This window comes from Streptococcus caballi DSM 19004, from assembly GCF_000379985.1.
Lineage (GTDB): Bacteria > Bacillota > Bacilli > Lactobacillales > Streptococcaceae > Streptococcus > Streptococcus caballi.
On record NZ_KB904072.1, the window covers coordinates 1 to 16,152 of the forward strand.

At 41.8% G+C, this 16,152-nt stretch carries 19 protein-coding genes; 16 read left to right on the forward strand and 3 right to left on the reverse strand.

The window, feature by feature from the left end; genetic code table 11:
• Positions 1 to 160, reverse strand: a 160-nt coding sequence (locus tag A3GS_RS12660; RefSeq protein WP_018364121.1) for a transposase, incomplete at its 3' end; no start/stop codon positions are given.
• Between the two features lie 123 nt (positions 161 to 283).
• Positions 284 to 544, reverse strand: a complete 261-nt coding sequence (locus tag A3GS_RS0103975; RefSeq protein ID WP_018364122.1) for a metal-sensing transcriptional repressor — start codon at positions 542 to 544, stop codon at positions 284 to 286.
• A gap of 134 nt (positions 545 to 678) precedes the next feature.
• Between A3GS_RS0103975 and A3GS_RS0103980 the strand changes: the two genes are divergently transcribed.
• The 16 genes from A3GS_RS0103980 to A3GS_RS12245 all read left to right on the forward strand — a co-directional run bounded on the left by A3GS_RS0103980 (position 679) and on the right by A3GS_RS12245 (position 15,067).
• On the forward strand, positions 679 to 1,011 hold the full coding sequence (locus tag A3GS_RS0103980) for a rhodanese-like domain-containing protein (protein WP_018364123.1): 333 nt from the start codon (positions 679 to 681) through the stop codon (positions 1,009 to 1,011).
• On the forward strand, positions 1,008 to 2,660 hold the full coding sequence (locus A3GS_RS0103985; protein WP_018364124.1) for an FAD-dependent oxidoreductase: 1,653 nt from the start codon (positions 1,008 to 1,010) through the stop codon (positions 2,658 to 2,660). Before A3GS_RS0103980 ends, A3GS_RS0103985 begins: the two co-directional genes overlap by 4 nt.
• The gene (locus A3GS_RS0103990; RefSeq protein ID WP_018364125.1) at positions 2,653 to 2,952 is read left to right on the forward strand and encodes a rhodanese-like domain-containing protein; all 300 of its coding nucleotides are present in this window, start codon (positions 2,653 to 2,655) and stop codon (positions 2,950 to 2,952) included. The genes A3GS_RS0103985 and A3GS_RS0103990 overlap by 8 nt, the downstream gene beginning before the upstream one ends.
• 136 nt (positions 2,953 to 3,088) lie before the next feature.
• Positions 3,089 to 3,739 (forward strand): HD domain-containing protein, encoded by a 651-nt coding sequence (locus A3GS_RS0103995; RefSeq protein ID WP_018364126.1) that lies wholly within the window; start codon positions 3,089 to 3,091, stop codon positions 3,737 to 3,739.
• A 25-nt stretch (positions 3,740 to 3,764) separates the two neighbouring features.
• Positions 3,765 to 4,229, forward strand: coding sequence for a GNAT family N-acetyltransferase (locus tag A3GS_RS0104000; protein WP_018364127.1), 465 nt, complete (start codon positions 3,765 to 3,767; stop codon positions 4,227 to 4,229).
• A 25-nt stretch (positions 4,230 to 4,254) separates the two neighbouring features.
• The gene (locus A3GS_RS0104005) at positions 4,255 to 4,773 is read left to right on the forward strand and encodes a hypothetical protein (RefSeq protein ID WP_018364128.1); all 519 of its coding nucleotides are present in this window, start codon (positions 4,255 to 4,257) and stop codon (positions 4,771 to 4,773) included.
• Positions 4,774 to 4,934: 161 nt separating this feature from the next.
• Positions 4,935 to 5,456: a DUF2798 domain-containing protein gene (locus A3GS_RS13030; RefSeq protein ID WP_018364129.1), complete on the forward strand. Its 522-nt coding sequence runs from the start codon at positions 4,935 to 4,937 to the stop codon at positions 5,454 to 5,456.
• Between the two features lie 664 nt (positions 5,457 to 6,120).
• The gene (locus tag A3GS_RS0104015; RefSeq protein ID WP_018364130.1) at positions 6,121 to 7,296 is read left to right on the forward strand and encodes an Mbeg1-like protein; all 1,176 of its coding nucleotides are present in this window, start codon (positions 6,121 to 6,123) and stop codon (positions 7,294 to 7,296) included.
• A 380-nt stretch (positions 7,297 to 7,676) separates the two neighbouring features.
• Positions 7,677 to 9,239, forward strand: coding sequence for a 2-isopropylmalate synthase (locus A3GS_RS0104020; protein ID WP_018364131.1), 1,563 nt, complete (start codon positions 7,677 to 7,679; stop codon positions 9,237 to 9,239).
• Positions 9,240 to 9,250: 11 nt separating this feature from the next.
• On the forward strand, positions 9,251 to 10,288 hold the full coding sequence (leuB, locus tag A3GS_RS0104025; protein WP_018364132.1) for a 3-isopropylmalate dehydrogenase: 1,038 nt from the start codon (positions 9,251 to 9,253) through the stop codon (positions 10,286 to 10,288).
• A 1-nt stretch (position 10,289) separates the two neighbouring features.
• Positions 10,290 to 10,556 carry a DUF1294 domain-containing protein gene (locus A3GS_RS11480; RefSeq protein ID WP_040807390.1) on the forward strand — a complete coding sequence of 89 codons (267 nt, stop codon included), beginning with the start codon at positions 10,290 to 10,292 and terminating at the stop codon, positions 10,554 to 10,556.
• 1 nt (position 10,557) lies between these two features.
• The gene (gene leuC, locus A3GS_RS0104035) at positions 10,558 to 11,943 is read left to right on the forward strand and encodes a 3-isopropylmalate dehydratase large subunit (RefSeq protein ID WP_018364134.1); all 1,386 of its coding nucleotides are present in this window, start codon (positions 10,558 to 10,560) and stop codon (positions 11,941 to 11,943) included.
• 11 nt (positions 11,944 to 11,954) lie between these two features.
• Positions 11,955 to 12,545 (forward strand): 3-isopropylmalate dehydratase small subunit, encoded by a 591-nt coding sequence (gene leuD / locus A3GS_RS0104040; protein ID WP_018364135.1) that lies wholly within the window; start codon positions 11,955 to 11,957, stop codon positions 12,543 to 12,545.
• Between the two features lie 49 nt (positions 12,546 to 12,594).
• On the forward strand, positions 12,595 to 13,089 hold the full coding sequence (locus tag A3GS_RS0104045; RefSeq protein WP_018364136.1) for a GAF domain-containing protein: 495 nt from the start codon (positions 12,595 to 12,597) through the stop codon (positions 13,087 to 13,089).
• Entirely contained in the window at positions 13,089 to 14,759 is a 1,671-nt protein-coding gene (dnaX, locus tag A3GS_RS0104050; RefSeq protein ID WP_018364137.1) for a DNA polymerase III subunit gamma/tau, read from the forward strand. Before A3GS_RS0104045 ends, dnaX begins: the two co-directional genes overlap by 1 nt.
• Before the next feature lie 113 nt (positions 14,760 to 14,872).
• The gene (locus A3GS_RS12245) at positions 14,873 to 15,067 is read left to right on the forward strand and encodes a DUF3272 family protein (protein WP_083901869.1); all 195 of its coding nucleotides are present in this window, start codon (positions 14,873 to 14,875) and stop codon (positions 15,065 to 15,067) included.
• Here A3GS_RS12245 and birA read toward each other — a convergent pair.
• Positions 15,036 to 15,983: a bifunctional biotin--[acetyl-CoA-carboxylase] ligase/biotin operon repressor BirA gene (gene birA / locus A3GS_RS0104060; protein ID WP_026216267.1), complete on the reverse strand. Its 948-nt coding sequence runs from the start codon at positions 15,981 to 15,983 to the stop codon at positions 15,036 to 15,038. The two genes, A3GS_RS12245 and birA, sit on opposite strands and share 32 nt — an antisense overlap.
• Between the last annotated feature and the right edge of the window lie 169 nt (positions 15,984 to 16,152).

A 16,152-nucleotide genomic window follows, 5' to 3' on the forward strand; every position in this document is an offset into this window, starting at 1 on the left:
CTGTTTCATCGCTATAGCTATCTGCGACTAAGTCATAGATAAAGGAGAAGTCAATAGCTTCCTCTATTTGACGAAGGAGATGATCTTGAGGAACAAGGTCATCTAAACTGTAGAAACCAAATTGACCGCGTTTGTAGGCTGGGTTTTCTTTGTGTAACATAGCGACTCTCCCTCTGTTTATTAACTGGATTCCTATCTCTATTATATTACTTTACACATGAAAAAGCCGTTAGAAATAAAATTCTAACGACTTTGTCTTCATTCTGACATGATTCCTATGGAATCATTTTTTTATGATTAAATTGAGAGCTTCTTGAATTTTCTCTTCCTGTTCTTGTTGATCTTCCAGAGGGGTTTCCATGACTTGTCTGATTTTTTGGCTGATAACCAAGCCCATAGTGCGGTTGATACTAGATCGAACGGCAGTTAGCTGCATTACGATGTCGATACATTCTTGGTCATCGTCAATCATTTTTTGGATGCCCCGTAACTGGCCTTCAGCACGTTTGAGGCGGTTTAAAATGTCTTTTTTTTCTGTTTTCATACTTTTATTATACCGCCTATAGGTATATTTGTCAAATGCCATATAGAACAATCCCTATAGTTGACAGAAAAAGAGAAGTTATGCTATCATCTAAACATACCCATATAGGTATTTGGTGTTAAAGGAGGAACTTTATGTTTTCGTTTCTGAAGAAATTCTTATTATCGTCCCAAAGTATCTCTATAAGTGAACTTGCAGAGATTTTAAAGAGAGACAAAATTAAATTATTGGATGTTCGGACAACTTCTGAATACCAAGGAGGGCATATTAGGGGGGCGCAGCATTTTCCCCTAGAGCGAATAAGCTCTTACCAGGGGAAAAAGGATGAGAAAGTCTATGTTATCTGCCATTCGGGACTACGCAGCAGACGGGCAGCTGCTATTTTAAGAAAAAAAGGTTATGATGTGGTCAATGTGCGTGGCGGTATGATGGCTTGGCTTAACCAAAAAGTTGGAGGAATAATATGAAAATTCTTATTGTTGGTGGTGTAGCAGGCGGTATGTCTGCCGCAACTCGCTTGCGTCGCCTTATGGAAGACGCAGAAATCACCGTTTTTGACAAGGGGCCTTACGTCTCCTTTGCTAATTGTGGCTTGCCTTTTCACGTTTCTGGGGAAATAGCAGAGCGTTCTAGTTTGCTGGTGCAGACACCAGAACGTCTCAAGGCGCGCTTTGAATTGGATGTGCGGCCTGAAACAGAAGTATTAGCCATTGACCCTATTAAAAAAGCAGTAACGGTTCGCTTCCAAGGGAAAACCTACTCTGAAACTTATGATAAATTGATTTTATCACCAGGTGCCAAGCCGTTTGTGCCTGATATGGATGGCTTAGCAGAGGCGAATAATGTCTTCACCCTGCGTAACATTCCTGATTTGGACAAGATTATGGCTAAACTTGCTGGTTTATCTGTTGGTAAGGCGACAGTTATCGGAGCTGGTTTCATTGGTTTAGAAATGGCTGAAAGTCTGGCTAAGAAGGGAATGAAAGTGACCATTGTTGAAAAGGCACCGCATGTCCTGCCACCGCTTGACGAAGAAATGGCAGCCTTTGTGCAGGCAGAATTGGTCAAAAATGGTATTGATGTTATTACTGGACAATCTGCTCAAGTGTTTAAAGACAGGGGGCAAACCATCGTTTTAGAAGATGGTCGTGAGCTGGCTTCTGATATCACTGTCCTGTCAGTTGGTGTTCAACCTGAGAATGATTTAGCCAAGTCAGCAGGTCTGGAGCTAGGACTTCGTGGCGGTATCCTAGTTGATGAGTACTACCAGACCAGCCAGCCTGATATTTATGCGGTTGGCGATGCCATTGTGGTTGAGCAGCAAATCACGGGTGAAGACGCTCTGATTTCTTTAGCTAATCCAGCCAACCGTCAAGGACGTCAGGTAGCTGATGTTATCGCTGGTTTGCCAGCACAAAATAAAGGTTCTATCGGGACAGCCATCGTTCGCATCTTTGACTTAGCAGCTGCTTCAACTGGTCTAAGTGAACGTCTGGCGCGTCAATCCTTTGAAGATGTAGCTGTGGTGCATACGACTGGAAATGACCATGCTGCTTACTATCCTGGGGCAACAGCTATCACGATGAAATTGATTTTCAATCCTAAGACTGGGGCCATCTACGGTGCGCAGGCTGTGGGGCAAAAAGGTATAGACAAGCGGATTGATATCTTGTCGACAGCTATTAAGGTAGGCTTGACGATTTTTGACTTACCAGAATTGGAGTTCACCTATGCACCACCATTTGGCTCGGCCAAAGACCCTGTCAATATGATTGGTTATGCGGCTATGAACTTGGCTCAAGGCTTGAGTGATAATGTGCAGTGGTATGACCTCAAGGGCGAACTGACCAAAGGCAAAGTCTTGCTAGATGTCCGCACAGCAGATGAAGTTGCTAATGGGCGTTTTGCTGATGCTATCAATATTCCACTGGATGAGTTGCGCTCGCGTTTAGCTGAGCTTGATGCTGATAAGGAATACATTGTCAGCTGTCACAGCGGTCTGCGCTCTTATATTGCGGAGCGTATTCTCAAACAAGAGGGCTTCAAGGTGCAAAATCTTGATGGCGCCTATTCACTTTACAATACAGTTAGGCCGGAGGAGATTATTCATGATTAAAGTTGTTGATATCGCTGATGTGACAGTAGATTTGGAGACCAAGGATTTTCATTTGGTAGATGTTCGTGAAGTGGACGAGTATGCAGCGGGTCACGTGCCAGGGGCAGTCAATCTGCCTTTGAGCGAGCTAGCTAGTCGCTACACAGAACTAGACGCAGGTACAGCCTACCACATCATCTGCCAAATAGGCGGACGATCAGCTCAGGCTTGCGCTTTTCTAGATAGCAAGGGCTATGATGTGACTAATATCAGTGGCGGCACAGCTGCTTGGGGCGGACCGCTGGAAAGTTAAGAGTTTTTGAAAAGAATGAAGACCTGGACATTGTACTGACTCCCAAAAGTTAGATTTTTTCTGTCTAACTTTTGGGGTGCAGTTCACATCTTGTCTAGATCTTTTATTTGAAGGTATTTTTTATTATAATAAGGGCATGCAAAAAGAAAATATTATTTTAGAAAATGCAAAAAAGCTAGTGCAGGTCAAGTTAGCTGGTGAAGCCAGCGGTCATGACTGGTGGCATATTGTCCGTGTTAGAAATATGGCATGCAAAATTGCTCTGGAAGAAAAGGCTGATGCTTTTATTTGCCAATTGACGGCGTTGCTACACGATATGGCTGATGAAAAACTTAATGATAAGCCCGATGAAGAATTAGAAAGGATTCATTTCTGGCTTTTAGAGCAAAACTTGTCCCCAACGGACGCAGATCATGTCATCAGAAATATCAGAACCCTATCTTTCAAGGGAAATGGCAAGTTAGTTCCCGACAGCTTAGAAGGGCAGATTGTTCAGGATGCGGACAGGTTGGATGCTATTGGTGCCATAGGCATTGCCCGCTGTATGGCTTATTCTGGTAGCAAGGGGCGGCCCATCCACGATCCTGTCATGAAACCACGAGAGCAGTTGACTCCCGAGGTCTACCGTAACGGTCAGGATACCGCTATCATGCATTTTTACGAAAAATTACTCAAGCTAAAAGATTTGATGAACACCGACTTTGGTCGGAAAATGGCGGAGCAGCGCCACCAGTATTTGGAAAATTTTTTAGAAGAATTCTACGCTGAATGGGATGGCCAGCGCTAGCCATTGCCCCAAAAAAGGAGAAAAAATGACTATCAGACGAGCAGAAAACCGAGATATTCCATCCCTCCAAGACCTCTTGCAGCAGGTGCTTTTTGTGCACCATCAGGCACGACCTGACCTTTTTGAAGCGCAAGGCAACAAGTACACGCAAGCTCAGTTGGAGGGGCTTTTGCATAATGATCAACGTCCTGTCTTTGTTTACGAAGATGAAAATGGTCAGGTCTTGGGACATATGTTTACCATTATTGAGGAAACGCACGCACCGCAGGTGCCACATAAGACACTTTTTATTGATGATCTTTGTGTCAGTGAAGCTGCGCGTGGTCAGAAAATTGGTGAGCAGCTCTATCAATTTGCGCTGAACTATGCTAAGGAAAGCGGCTGCTACAACTTGACTTTGAATGTCTGGAATGACAATGAGGGCGCCCTGCGATTTTACCAAAGACAAGGATTGAAACCACAAGAGACACGTATGGAACATATTTTGTAGCAAGTTTATGAAGGTGTTGTTTTTCATGAAAAAGAATAGTTTAAAAAAATCTCCTCTTTTTGGGATAGTAGCAGTTCTACTAGGAATTTTACTTATAGTCAGTTTAGCTTGGAGCACAGGCAGACAGTCTACTTTTAAAGAAAGTACGGCAAAATCAACAGTCTATCATCAGTCTAGGGTTGCTCGTCTCCTCCAAGGTGACGGCAAGGTTCTTAAAGGGACTTGGCAAAATGAGCTGGGGGATTTAATTGTTATCAGCAAGAAGGGTCAAGTAAAGGGAAACTACCAAGATAAGCATCTGGTGAAATTTGAAAAATCCTTTTCGAGGAAGGAAGATAGTTTCAAAAATACCCTTTTGACTTCGGACCCTGACGTGAATCTCATTTTTATTTTTACTCCTGCCCATCATAAGATTGATAAAAGCTTTTTTGCTGAGGGTTTTGAAGATAGCTCTGATTCTAGCCGTGACCGAATTTATCTGACCCAATCATCTATATCTGATGAGCAGATGACTTCGCGCACTTTTTACAAGGTTGCTAAGTAGACAGAGAATGAAGCAATTGGAGGAAGATAAAAGACAAGGGCTAACTTTTTCTTTTTTGTTTTTTGAAAAATCGCTTACGAGAATTTCATTTTTATGATAGAATAACTCTCGTTGACTGTTAAAAAAGTCAATATTGATTTATCAGAAATGGAGAGATATTAATGCCTCGTAATTTTAAAGAAGCACTTATTTTTACTTGTCTCATGTGCGGCCTCATGGTCTGCGGTATGAGTATTTGGAACCTTTTAGTTCTTGATTGGGCTGGGGTCATGGCTTTTTCATGGGGACACTTTGTGACTGGCTTTCTTCCAGGATTCGCGGTAGCCTTCTTTTTGGACATGCTTATCGTTGGTCCTATTGCCAAAGCTATTGCCTTTCAAATTTTGCATCATCTGAAGGCACATGACAAACGCTGGGCTAAGATTTTGGCGATTTCAGGAACAATGGCCCTCTTTATGGTGACCTTTATGTCAGTCTACGGTCTTCTCTATAACCACCAAGACATTACGGCTGCTACTTACGGTCGTGCATGGCTGACTAATATCGTCTTTGCTCTGCCACTTAATTTCCTTGTAGCAGGCCCTATCTCACGTTTTATTTTGGGTCATCTTCAAAAACCCCTTCCTGGTGAAGAGAGAATTGAAGACTTTGAGGACGATGACGAATTGCCAACCATCATTTAATTTAAATGCAAGAACAGTTTCATCTGTTCTTTTTTGATGGCCTACTTTAGCTATGACCATGGTCAAACTAAGCCTTGAGTGGCTTGTCGCAGCTTGCACAAAGGTCATTATAATCCTTGGACAGTCTATTGTTATTTTATCTACGTCCATCAGCAGCGTTGAAAGTTTGCTACCGTTTGGTCAATCCCTGTAAAAATTTGGATAAGTTGCCGCAAGAATTAACTTATCTCATCAAAATGTTGAAGGCTTAACTTAGCTAGGAAAGTCAATCTAAAATCAATCTTTGCAAAAGGCGGGCATTTATGTCCTGACAAAAAGTCCTTAAGTAGGCTCAAGGAGAAGATACCTAGAATGCCTGCAAGAGCGAAGGTAAGGTGATAAATTTGACTTTTTGACACGTGCTTGTCTTTTCTTGTATAGTCATTTCATTTATCTTTTATCACTTTCTTAACTCGGTTTGCCCTACTTTTGAGGAAAGTTCTGCTTTCCTTATTTCTCACACAAAAGATATTCCAGACCATTTGAGCTACCTGTACCTCATTGCGATAGGAGTCTAGGAAAAAGCAAACTAAATGGCTATAAAACTTCTCCGATCCCATCATAGTTTTTCTTGACGATTAAGCAAAATGCCTGTAGAATTTAGACAGATTAGAAAAGAGAGTTTATGGCGACGATTTTAGATTATTTAAGAGAAAACAAGGATAAGAATTTTGAACAATTACCCCTAAATGATGTGGACATTCTCTGCATTAATGAGATTGGCTACATCAGTTTCGGTGAATTATTGGCTGGTCATGTTGATCTTGACCAAGAAATTCGCTTTGTGGATTTAATCGAACATTATAGGCAGCATAAGCTGACCATCAATTATGATTTCATGTTGACTAGGGAGCGGATTAGTTTACTGGAAGCGGTCATTGAAACGGAGCGTTTTGCAGACTTGCGTTTTTCTCACTACATCAATGACATTAGTCAAGAATATGAGAAGCAGTTTGCGGCTATGGTTTTCCGCTTGCCTGAGATAGGCCACGTCCAGCTTGTTTTCAGGGGAACAGATGACAGTTTGGTTGGCTGGAAGGAAGATTTTAAACTGACTTATATGAGAGAAATCCCTGCTCACCGCTCTGCTATTGTCTACCTCAAAAACTACCTTAGCTTGCACAAGGGCAATATCGTGGTGTCGGGACATTCTAAGGGTGGGAATCTAGCACTTTATGCTGCTAGTCATGTCAGTTGGGAACTGCAGTCGCGCATCGCACATGTCTATATGTTTGATGCACCTGGTCTGCAAGAGAGTGAGCTGACTTTGTCAGGTTATCAGGCTATTCGAGATAGGGTTACAGTCATTCGTCCAGAAGAATCTATTGTGGGCGTCATGCTTTACTGCGATGTCACTCCTCAAGTGGTTAAGGCTAGCTCTTTTGGCATCAATCAGCACAGCGTTCTCTTGTGGCAGGTTAGTTTAACAGGGGATTTTTTGCCAGCAGACAAGCCGACCGATCTCAGTCGTAACTTGGAGAAGACTTTCAAACAATGGACTGATGAGCTGAGTAAGCAAGAATTGAAGGCCCTCTTTGACACTCTCTTTGATACCTTAATGGAAAATGGCATAACCAGCGTCAACGATATCACTTTTGATATGGAGAGCGGTAGTAAACTAATCGCGGCAGCTAGTGCTTTTCGCTCTATGGATAATCAGAAAAAAATCCTATTGTCCAAATCTGCCAAATTATTCTTCTCAGCCTTTGTTGAACAAACGAGATTAGGCAAGTTTGAAAAACCAAATTTTTCTCTTCTTGATCTGGATAATATCCGTCGCAAATTTGATAAAGGTAAATAAAAACAAGCTATTATTATCTATATGATTTTCTATACCGGCTGGTCAAAAAACTGGGTTGTTTTCAACCTGGCCAATCAAGTCTGGATAGACTATGATTAGCAGAAGCCGTATTTGAAAATCTATTTTCAGAAAGTACCAAGATTTCTGATTTTTTCTATTGACAAAATAGTCAGAAAATTATATGATAATAATAATTACATCGAAAGGAAAAAGTCAAATGATGATGACACGCAATTACGGTTTGTTGTTGAGGTGTGAGGGCTAGTGCTGGAATAGTGCATTAGTCCTGTTTGGCTTACCAAGCGGGAAGGTAGACATCTCGCTTGGGTTTCTGAGTGAGATGTTTTTTATTTATTATAAAATGAGAAGGCGGTAATGATATGCGTAAGGTTGAATTTCTTGATACAACACTTCGTGATGGCGAGCAAACTCCAGGAGTGAATTTCTCAATCAAGGAGAAAGTCGCCATTGCTAAGCAACTCGAAAAATGGGGAATTTCCTCAATTGAAGCTGGTTTTCCAGCAGCTAGTCCTGATTCATTTGAAGCGGTGAAACAGATTGCAGCTGCTATGACTACGACAGCGGTGTCTGGCTTGGCACGTTCAGTTAAATCTGATATTGATGCCTGTTATGAAGCCATTAAAGATGCCAAATTCCCGCAATGTCATGTGTTTATCGCAACCAGTCCAATCCATCGTGAATTTAAACTGAAAAAATCTAAGGAAGAAATTCTTGATATCATCAAAGAGCATGTGACCTATGCTCGCACCAAGTTTGATGTAGTTGAATTTTCACCAGAGGATGCAACACGTACAGAATTGGATTATCTGCTGCAAGTTGTTCAAACAGCTGTAGATGCTGGCGCAACCTATATCAATATTCCTGATACGGTTGGTTTTACAACACCTGCTGAATTTGGGCATATTTTTGAATACTTGATCGCAAATGTCAAATCTGACCGTGAGATCGTTTTCAGTCCTCACTGTCACGATGACCTTGGTATGGCGACAGCTAATACACTTGCAGCTATCAAGGCTGGTGCAGGTCGAGTGGAAGGAACAGTCAATGGTATTGGCGAACGTGCTGGTAATGTTGCCCTTGAAGAAGTAGCAGTTGCCCTTAATATTCGCGAAGATTTCTATCAAGCTAGCTCACCTCTTGTTCTAAACGAAACAGTAAATACCTCTGAAATGGTATCTCGCTACTCAGGAATTGCCATTCCTAAAAATAAAGCGGTTGTTGGTGGCAATGCCTTCTCACATGAATCCGGTATTCACCAAGACGGCGTTCTGAAGAATCCACTTACTTATGAAATTATCACACCTGAGTTGGTTGGGGTTAAGGCAAATTCACTTCCGCTTGGTAAACTTTCTGGTCGTCACGCTTTTGTTGAAAAAATTAAAGAGCTTGGTCTGGCCTTTGAAGAGTCTGAGCTTGCTCAGCTCTTTGCTAAATTTAAAAAATTGGCGGATAAGAAGCATGAAATTACTGATGCTGATATCAGAGCCTTGGTGACTGGTACTGATATTGAAAATCCAGAAGGTTTCCGCTTCAACGACCTTTCTATCACATCAAATGCTGATGGTAGCGTAACTGCTGCGATAAGCATGATAAATATTGACGGTGAAGAAGTAGAAGTTTTGGCAAATGGTAAAGGTTCTGTAGAAGCTATTTTCAATGCTATTGACAAATTCTTCAACCAAACAGTCCGATTGGAAAGTTACAATATTGAAGCTGTTACAGACGGTATTGATGCTCAAGCTCGCGTGCTTGTTTCGGTCGAAAATGTTGACACAGATACCATTTTTAATGCTTCTGGTCTAGACTTTGATGTGCTGAAAGCGTCTGCCATTGCCTATGTCAATGCTAACGCATTGGTTCAAAAGGAAAATGCTGGCGAAATCGGCCACAAAGTATCAGAACATGATTATCCAACAAATTAGAAAGTGAAGCAATGACTAAGAAAATTGTAACTTTGGCTGGTGATGGCATTGGCCCAGAAATTATGGCGGCTGGCCTGGAGGTCCTAGAAGCTGTTGCCAAGAAAATTAATTTTGACTACACAATAGAAGCTAAAGCTTTTGGGGGTGCTGGTATTGATGCAGCGGGTCATCCTCTTCCTGAGGATACCTTGACAGCTGCCAAATCAGCTGATGCTATTTTGTTGGCTGCTATTGGCAGTCCGCAATATGATAATGCTCCTGTGCGTCCTGAACAGGGTCTCTTGGCTATTCGCAAGGAACTCAATCTTTTTGCCAATATTCGGCCTGTGCGTATCTTTGATGCTCTTAAGCATTTATCACCCTTAAAACCAGAACGTATTGAAGGCGTTGACTTTGTTGTTGTTCGTGAATTGACGGGTGGTATTTACTTTGGGGAGCATACTTTGGATGATGATTCAGCCCGTGATATCAATGATTATTCTGCTGATGAGATTCGCCGTATCATGCGCAAGGCTTTTGAGATTGCGCGTGGACGCAGTAAAAAAGTAACCAGCATTGATAAGCAAAATGTCTTGGCAACCTCAAAACTCTGGCGTAAAGTAGCAGATGAAGTGGCCAAAGAATATCCAGATGTCGCTTTGGAACACCAATTGGTGGACAGCGCAGCTATGATTATGATTACCAACCCAGCACGTTTTGATGTGGTTGTAACGGAAAATCTTTTCGGTGATATTTTATCTGATGAGTCTTCTGTTCTGCCTGGTACTCTTGGCGTTATGCCATCTGCCAGCCATTCTGAAAATGGGCCGAGCCTTTATGAACCAATTCACGGTTCTGCTCCAGATATTGCTGGACAAGGTATTGCCAATCCAATATCAATGGTTTTGTCAGTTGCTATGATGCTGCGTGAGTCTTTTGGTGAAAATGCTGGTGCTGAATTGATTGAAATGGCAGTTGATAAGACTTTGAAACAGGGTATCTTGACGTGTGACCTAGGTGGTACAGCTGATACCGCACAAATGACAGCTGCTATTATTTCAAATCTATAATATGAAAACCTATTTTGGCATTTTTCTAGTTTTGTGGAATATTGTCGTTTTGAGCTTTTACGGCCTTGATAAAAGAAGAGCTGTTAAAGGCCAATGGCGCATTTCTGAAAAGACCCTGCTTTTGATGAGTTTGTGTCTGGGTGGTTTTGGAGCTCTTATCGGGGCTCATATCTTTCACCACAAGACACATAAGGGATACTTTCAACTTTGCTGGTATCTGGGATTGTTCCTTGATATCTTATTGATTTATTTAGTTTGGAGAATATAAAATGAGCGGAAAATCAATTTTTGATAAGCTTTGGGAACGCCATGTTGTGACAGGCAAGGAAGGTGAGCCTCAGCTCATGTATGTGGATCAACATTATATCCACGAAGTAACTAGCCCTCAAGCCTTTCAAGGGCTGCGAGATGCAGGACGTAAGGTGCGTCGTCCTGATTTGACTTTCGGGACAACCGACCACAATGTACCGACAGTTGATATTTTCAACATCCGTGATTTGATTTCAAAAAATCAAATTGATACTCTTGCACGTAATGTTGAAGAATTCGGCATTGATGCAGCCACTCACGGTTCGGCTCGACAAGGAATTGTCCACATGGTTGGTCCTGAAACAGGCCGCAGCCAGCCTGGTAAATTTATCGTCTGCGGTGACAGTCATACGGCTACTCACGGTGCTTTTGGGGCTATTGCTTTTGGTATTGGAACATCAGAGGTTGAACATGTCTTTGCGACGCAATGTCTCTGGCAAGTGAAACCTAAGAAAATGAAGGTCGAATTTGTAGGAACACCTCAAAAAGGTGTTTACTCAAAAGACTTTATTTTGGCACTGATTGCACGTTACGGTGTTGATGCTGGAGTTGGATACGCTGTAGAATATTGTGGTGAAGCCATTGACGCACTTTCTATGGATGAACGCATGACCATTGCTAACATGTCCATCGAATTCGGCGCTAAGATGGGTCTTATGAATCCCGACCAAAAAACTTATGATTATGTTAAGGGACGTCCATGCGCACCAGAGGATTTCGATGCAGCTGTTGCCGATTGGAAGACACTGGTTTCCGATCCTGATGCTGAGTACGACAAGGTCATTACTATTGATGTCTCAGAATTAGCACCGATGGTAACTTGGGGGACTAATCCTGAAATGGGTGTTGAATTCGATCAACCATTCCCAGAAATGAAAGATATTAATGATGAACGTGCTTACCATTATATGGATGTTAAACCTGGTGACAAAGCTGAAGATATTGATCTTGGTTACGTCTTTATCGGTTCTTGTACCAATGCCCGTCTGTCTGACTTGGAATTGGCAGCCAAGTTTGTCAAAGGTAAACATATTGCACCAACGCTGACAGCTATTGTTGTGCCGGGTTCTCGTCCTGTTAAGAAAGAAGCAGAGCGTCTTGGACTTGATAAAATCTTCTTAGATGCCGGCTTTGAATGGCGTGATCCGGGCTGTTCAATGTGCCTTGGTATGAACCCAGACCACGTGCCAGAAGGTGTTCACTGTGCCTCAACAAGTAACCGTAACTTTGAAGGCCGTCAGGGTTATGGAGCTCGTACCCATCTGTGCAGTCCAGCCATGGCAGCAGCGGCAGCTATTGCCGGAAAATTTGTCGATGTTCGTCAAATGCCAGAAGTTCAAGGATAAGGGGAGAAAAAATGGAAAAATTTACCGTCTACACTGGGAAATCTGTCCCTTTGATGAATGACAATATTGATACCGACCAGCTCATTCCAAAGCAATTCCTCAAGGCTGTTGATAAAAAAGGCTTCGGGAAAAATCTGCTTTTTGAATGGCGTTACCTCAATGACAATTATGATGAAAATCCAGATTTCATCTTTAATAAGCCAGAATACCGCGATGCAACTATCTTGATTTCTGGAGATAACTTTGGTTCAGGATCTTCACGTGAGCATGCGGCTTGGGCGCTTGAAGACTATGGCTTCCGCTGTGTGATTGCAGGTTCATTCTCAGATATTCATTACAACAATGAACTGAAAAACGGCATGCTGCCAATCGTTCAGCCACTTGAGGTTCGTGAAAAATTAGCTTCGCTACCAGCTGGTGAAGAAATTACTATTGACCTTCCTAATCAAGTTATTAAATCATCTGCAGGTGACTTCCATTTTGACATTGACCACGAATGGAAACGCAAATTGGTGGAAGGACTTGATGATATTGGCATTACTCTGCAATATGAAGATTTGATTGCAACTTACGAAAAACAACGTCCTGCTTATTGGCAGTAAAAAATAAAAAGTTGGGTATGAACTCAGCTTTTTTGTTATAATAAGAGTTATGAATTCAGAAAAAATATCAAACTATCAGATTTTAATAGCACAAGCCGAAGCTATGTTTGCCAGTGAAAAGAATGCTTTGGCTAATCTGTCAAACGCTTCTGCCTTGCTCAATATGACACTTCCTAACTCTGTTTTTGCAGGATTCTATCTTTTTGATGGGAAGGAATTGATCTTGGGTCCTTTTCAGGGGGCGGTGTCTTGTGTGCATATTGCTCTTGGCAAAGGAGTCTGCGGTGAATCTGCTCAGAAGCGTCAAACGCTGATTGTGGAGGACGTGACTAAGCATGCCAACTACATTTCCTGCGATTCTGCGGCTAAGTCAGAAATCGTAGTGCCTATGATTGTAGACGGCCAGCTAGTGGGAGTTCTGGATTTGGACTCTTCGGAGCTTGCAGATTACGATGCCATTGATCAAACTTATATGGAACGGTTTGTGGCACTTTTGCTTGAAAAAACGGATTGGAATTTTGACATGTTTGGAGTTGAAAACTAATGTATCAAGCGCTTTATCGGAAATACCGTAGCCAGACCTTTGATGAAATGGTAGGTCAGACGGTCATTTCGACAACCTTAAAACAAGCAGTGGCTTCTGGAAAAATCAGCCATGCCTACCTTTTCTCAGGTCCGCGTGGAACAGGGAAAACTAGCGCAGCTAAGATTTTTGCCAAGGCTATGAACTGTCCTAATCAAGTGGACGGTGAGCCCTGCAATCACTGTGATATTTGTCGAGATATTACCAACGGTAGTCTAGAAGATGTTATCGAAATTGATGCGGCCTCCAATAATGGGGTGGACGAGATTCGCGAGATTCGCGACAAATCAACCTATGCACCCAGCCGTGCCACATATAAAGTCTATATTATTGATGAGGTTCATATGCTGTCTACAGGGGCTTTCAATGCTTTGCTAAAGACTTTGGAAGAGCCGACTGAGAATGTAGTCTTTATCCTTGCTACAACGGAATTGCATAAGATTCCAGCGACTATTTTGTCGCGCGTGCAGCGTTTTGAATTTAAGGCTATTAAACTGGCAGCTATTCAAGACCATTTGGCGCGCATCTTAGACAAAGAAGGCATTGCCTATGATCAAGAAGCTCTGACCTTGATTGCTCGTCGAGCCGAAGGTGGTATGCGGGATGCTCTGTCTATTTTGGATCAGGCACTCAGTCTTTCTAGCGACAATTATGTTTCTTTAGAAACTGCCGAAGAAATTACGGGCAGTATTTCGCTGGGGGCACTGGATGATTACCTTGCCAATGTCATCAGTCATGAAACGACAGCAGCTTTAACCAATCTAGAAACCATTTTTGATTCGGGAAAGAGTATGAGCCGCTTTGCGACAGATTTGCTGCTTTATCTGCGTGACCTTTTGATTGTGCAGACGGGTGGTGAAAATACGCATACTAGTCAAACTTTTGAAGACAATCTTTCCCTGGATCAAAATCTCATTTTCAGAATGATTGATCAAGTAACGGCCAGTCTGGCTGAAATAAAAAACGCCAGTCAACCTAAGATTTATGCTGAGATGATGACCATTCAATTGTCAGAAATTCAAGCACCAGTTGAATCGGGGAATCTACCTGAAAATCTAAGCAGTGAACTGGATGACCTCAGGCAAGAAATCAAGCAGCTGCAAGAACAAATAAAAAATCTTTCTAGTGGCCCTGTTTCTGCTAGCAAACCAACTGCGCAACGAAAAACAGGTTTCACTTTCAAGGTTGACCGTGTTAAGATTTTGACGATCATGGAAGAAACGGTGGTAGATAGTCAACGTTCGCGTGAATATTTGGATGCCCTTAAGGGTGCTTGGAATGAGATTTTAGACAGTATCTCACCGCAAGACCGTGCTCTGCTTTTGGGGTCTGAACCTGTTTTGGCGAACAGTGAGAATGCTATCTTGGCTTTCGATGCGGCTTTTAATGCTGAGCAGGCCATGAAGCGTAGTGACCTCAACGATATGTTTGGTAATATCATGAGCAAGGCTGCCGGCTTCTCACCAAATATCTTGGCTGTACCGCGTAAGGATTTCAATAGCATTCGAACAGAATTTGCACAAAAACTCAATGCTCAAAAGCAAGAAAGCAAAACGGAGGAGAACGATGAGACATTTATTCCAGAAGGTTTTGGCTTTTTAGCTAGTAAAATAGAAAAAATCAATGATTAACTCAATGAGTTTAATGACAAAGTAAGAAAGGACTGACGCTCTGTCAGCCCTTTCTTACTTTGTATAAGTTGTCAAAAAGCTCATTCCAGTCCAACTTGTGCTATAATAGCATTGTGACTAAAAGACAATTTATTTTCATGGCTTTTCTGTGTAGCTTTGAAACTTATTTTTTGAATGATGCCATTCTATCGGGATCTTATTTCTTCGCTCTTTTCTGGGGAATTTTGCTCTTGCGTGATGTGCAGCGTGTTTATTATGTCACCAAAGTCACCAAAGCTATTCTTGAGGCGACCAAGAAGAAAGACTAATTTCACCACTGCGAAGTATTTTTTCTCTTCCATCTTCAAGGTTAACCACCAGATGACCTTGGCTGTCAATGTCTTTGGCAAGGCCAGTGTAGTTGATATCATTTTCAATAAAGCTCACTTGTTTGTCAAGAACAAGTGATTTTTCTTTGTAAACCTTAATGAGGTCTTTTTCTGGAATGGTCCAAAATAGCTTCCAAATTTCAGTGATGAGTTGATTGCGAGTAATATTGGGCTCATTTTCAAAAAGACTGCAAGCTTTATTTGCTAGTTCCTGAGGAAAATCTGTGATGTGGAAGTTAAGCCCCACTCCGATGATGACATCGGTTATCAAGCCAGTTTCAACAGATGAGATAGCTTCGGTCAATATACCAGCTATTTTTTTATTATGATAATAGATGTCATTGACCCACTTGATCTCAGTTTCTAAACCTGTCAAGCGCGAAATAGCCTTGACAACACTAGAAGCCACCATGAGAGTGTAAGGTTTGACCTGATCAAAGGAAACATTAGGCTGTAGATGGAGAGACATATAAATGCCGCCTTGATGTGCAGTGAAAAATTGCCTGCCAAAGCGTCCACGAGCCTTTTCTTGACTGTTAGCCAAGTAGAGGTGAGGAGCAGTTTGACCCATCTCTATACCATTTTTAGCATCTAATTGAGTAGACTCGCTTTTTTCGTTAAGGCTGACTGCAATGTTTAGATTCTCAGCGATAACTTGAGGCAGAATGAGGTCACCTGAGATGATACGATAGCCTCGATTTTTCACTGATTCGATGACAATTCCCTTACTTTCAAGAGTTTTAATAGCCTTCCAAATGGCTGTGCGGGAAATATCGAAGGTTCCAGCTATCTGTTGACCGCTGATAAAATCATTTTTTCCCTCTAACAATAAATATAATTTCTCGTAAGTTTTCATAAATCTAGTATAGTATAAAATAGGATAAAATGCAGGACTTTATGCTATTTTTCGTCTAACTTGGGTCTCACAGTTTATCATTATAGGAAAACATGTTATACTAACAGAGTTAATGAGTCCCGAAAAGATAGTCAAATGACTAGTACTTTGTAACTTTTTAACGTGTTTA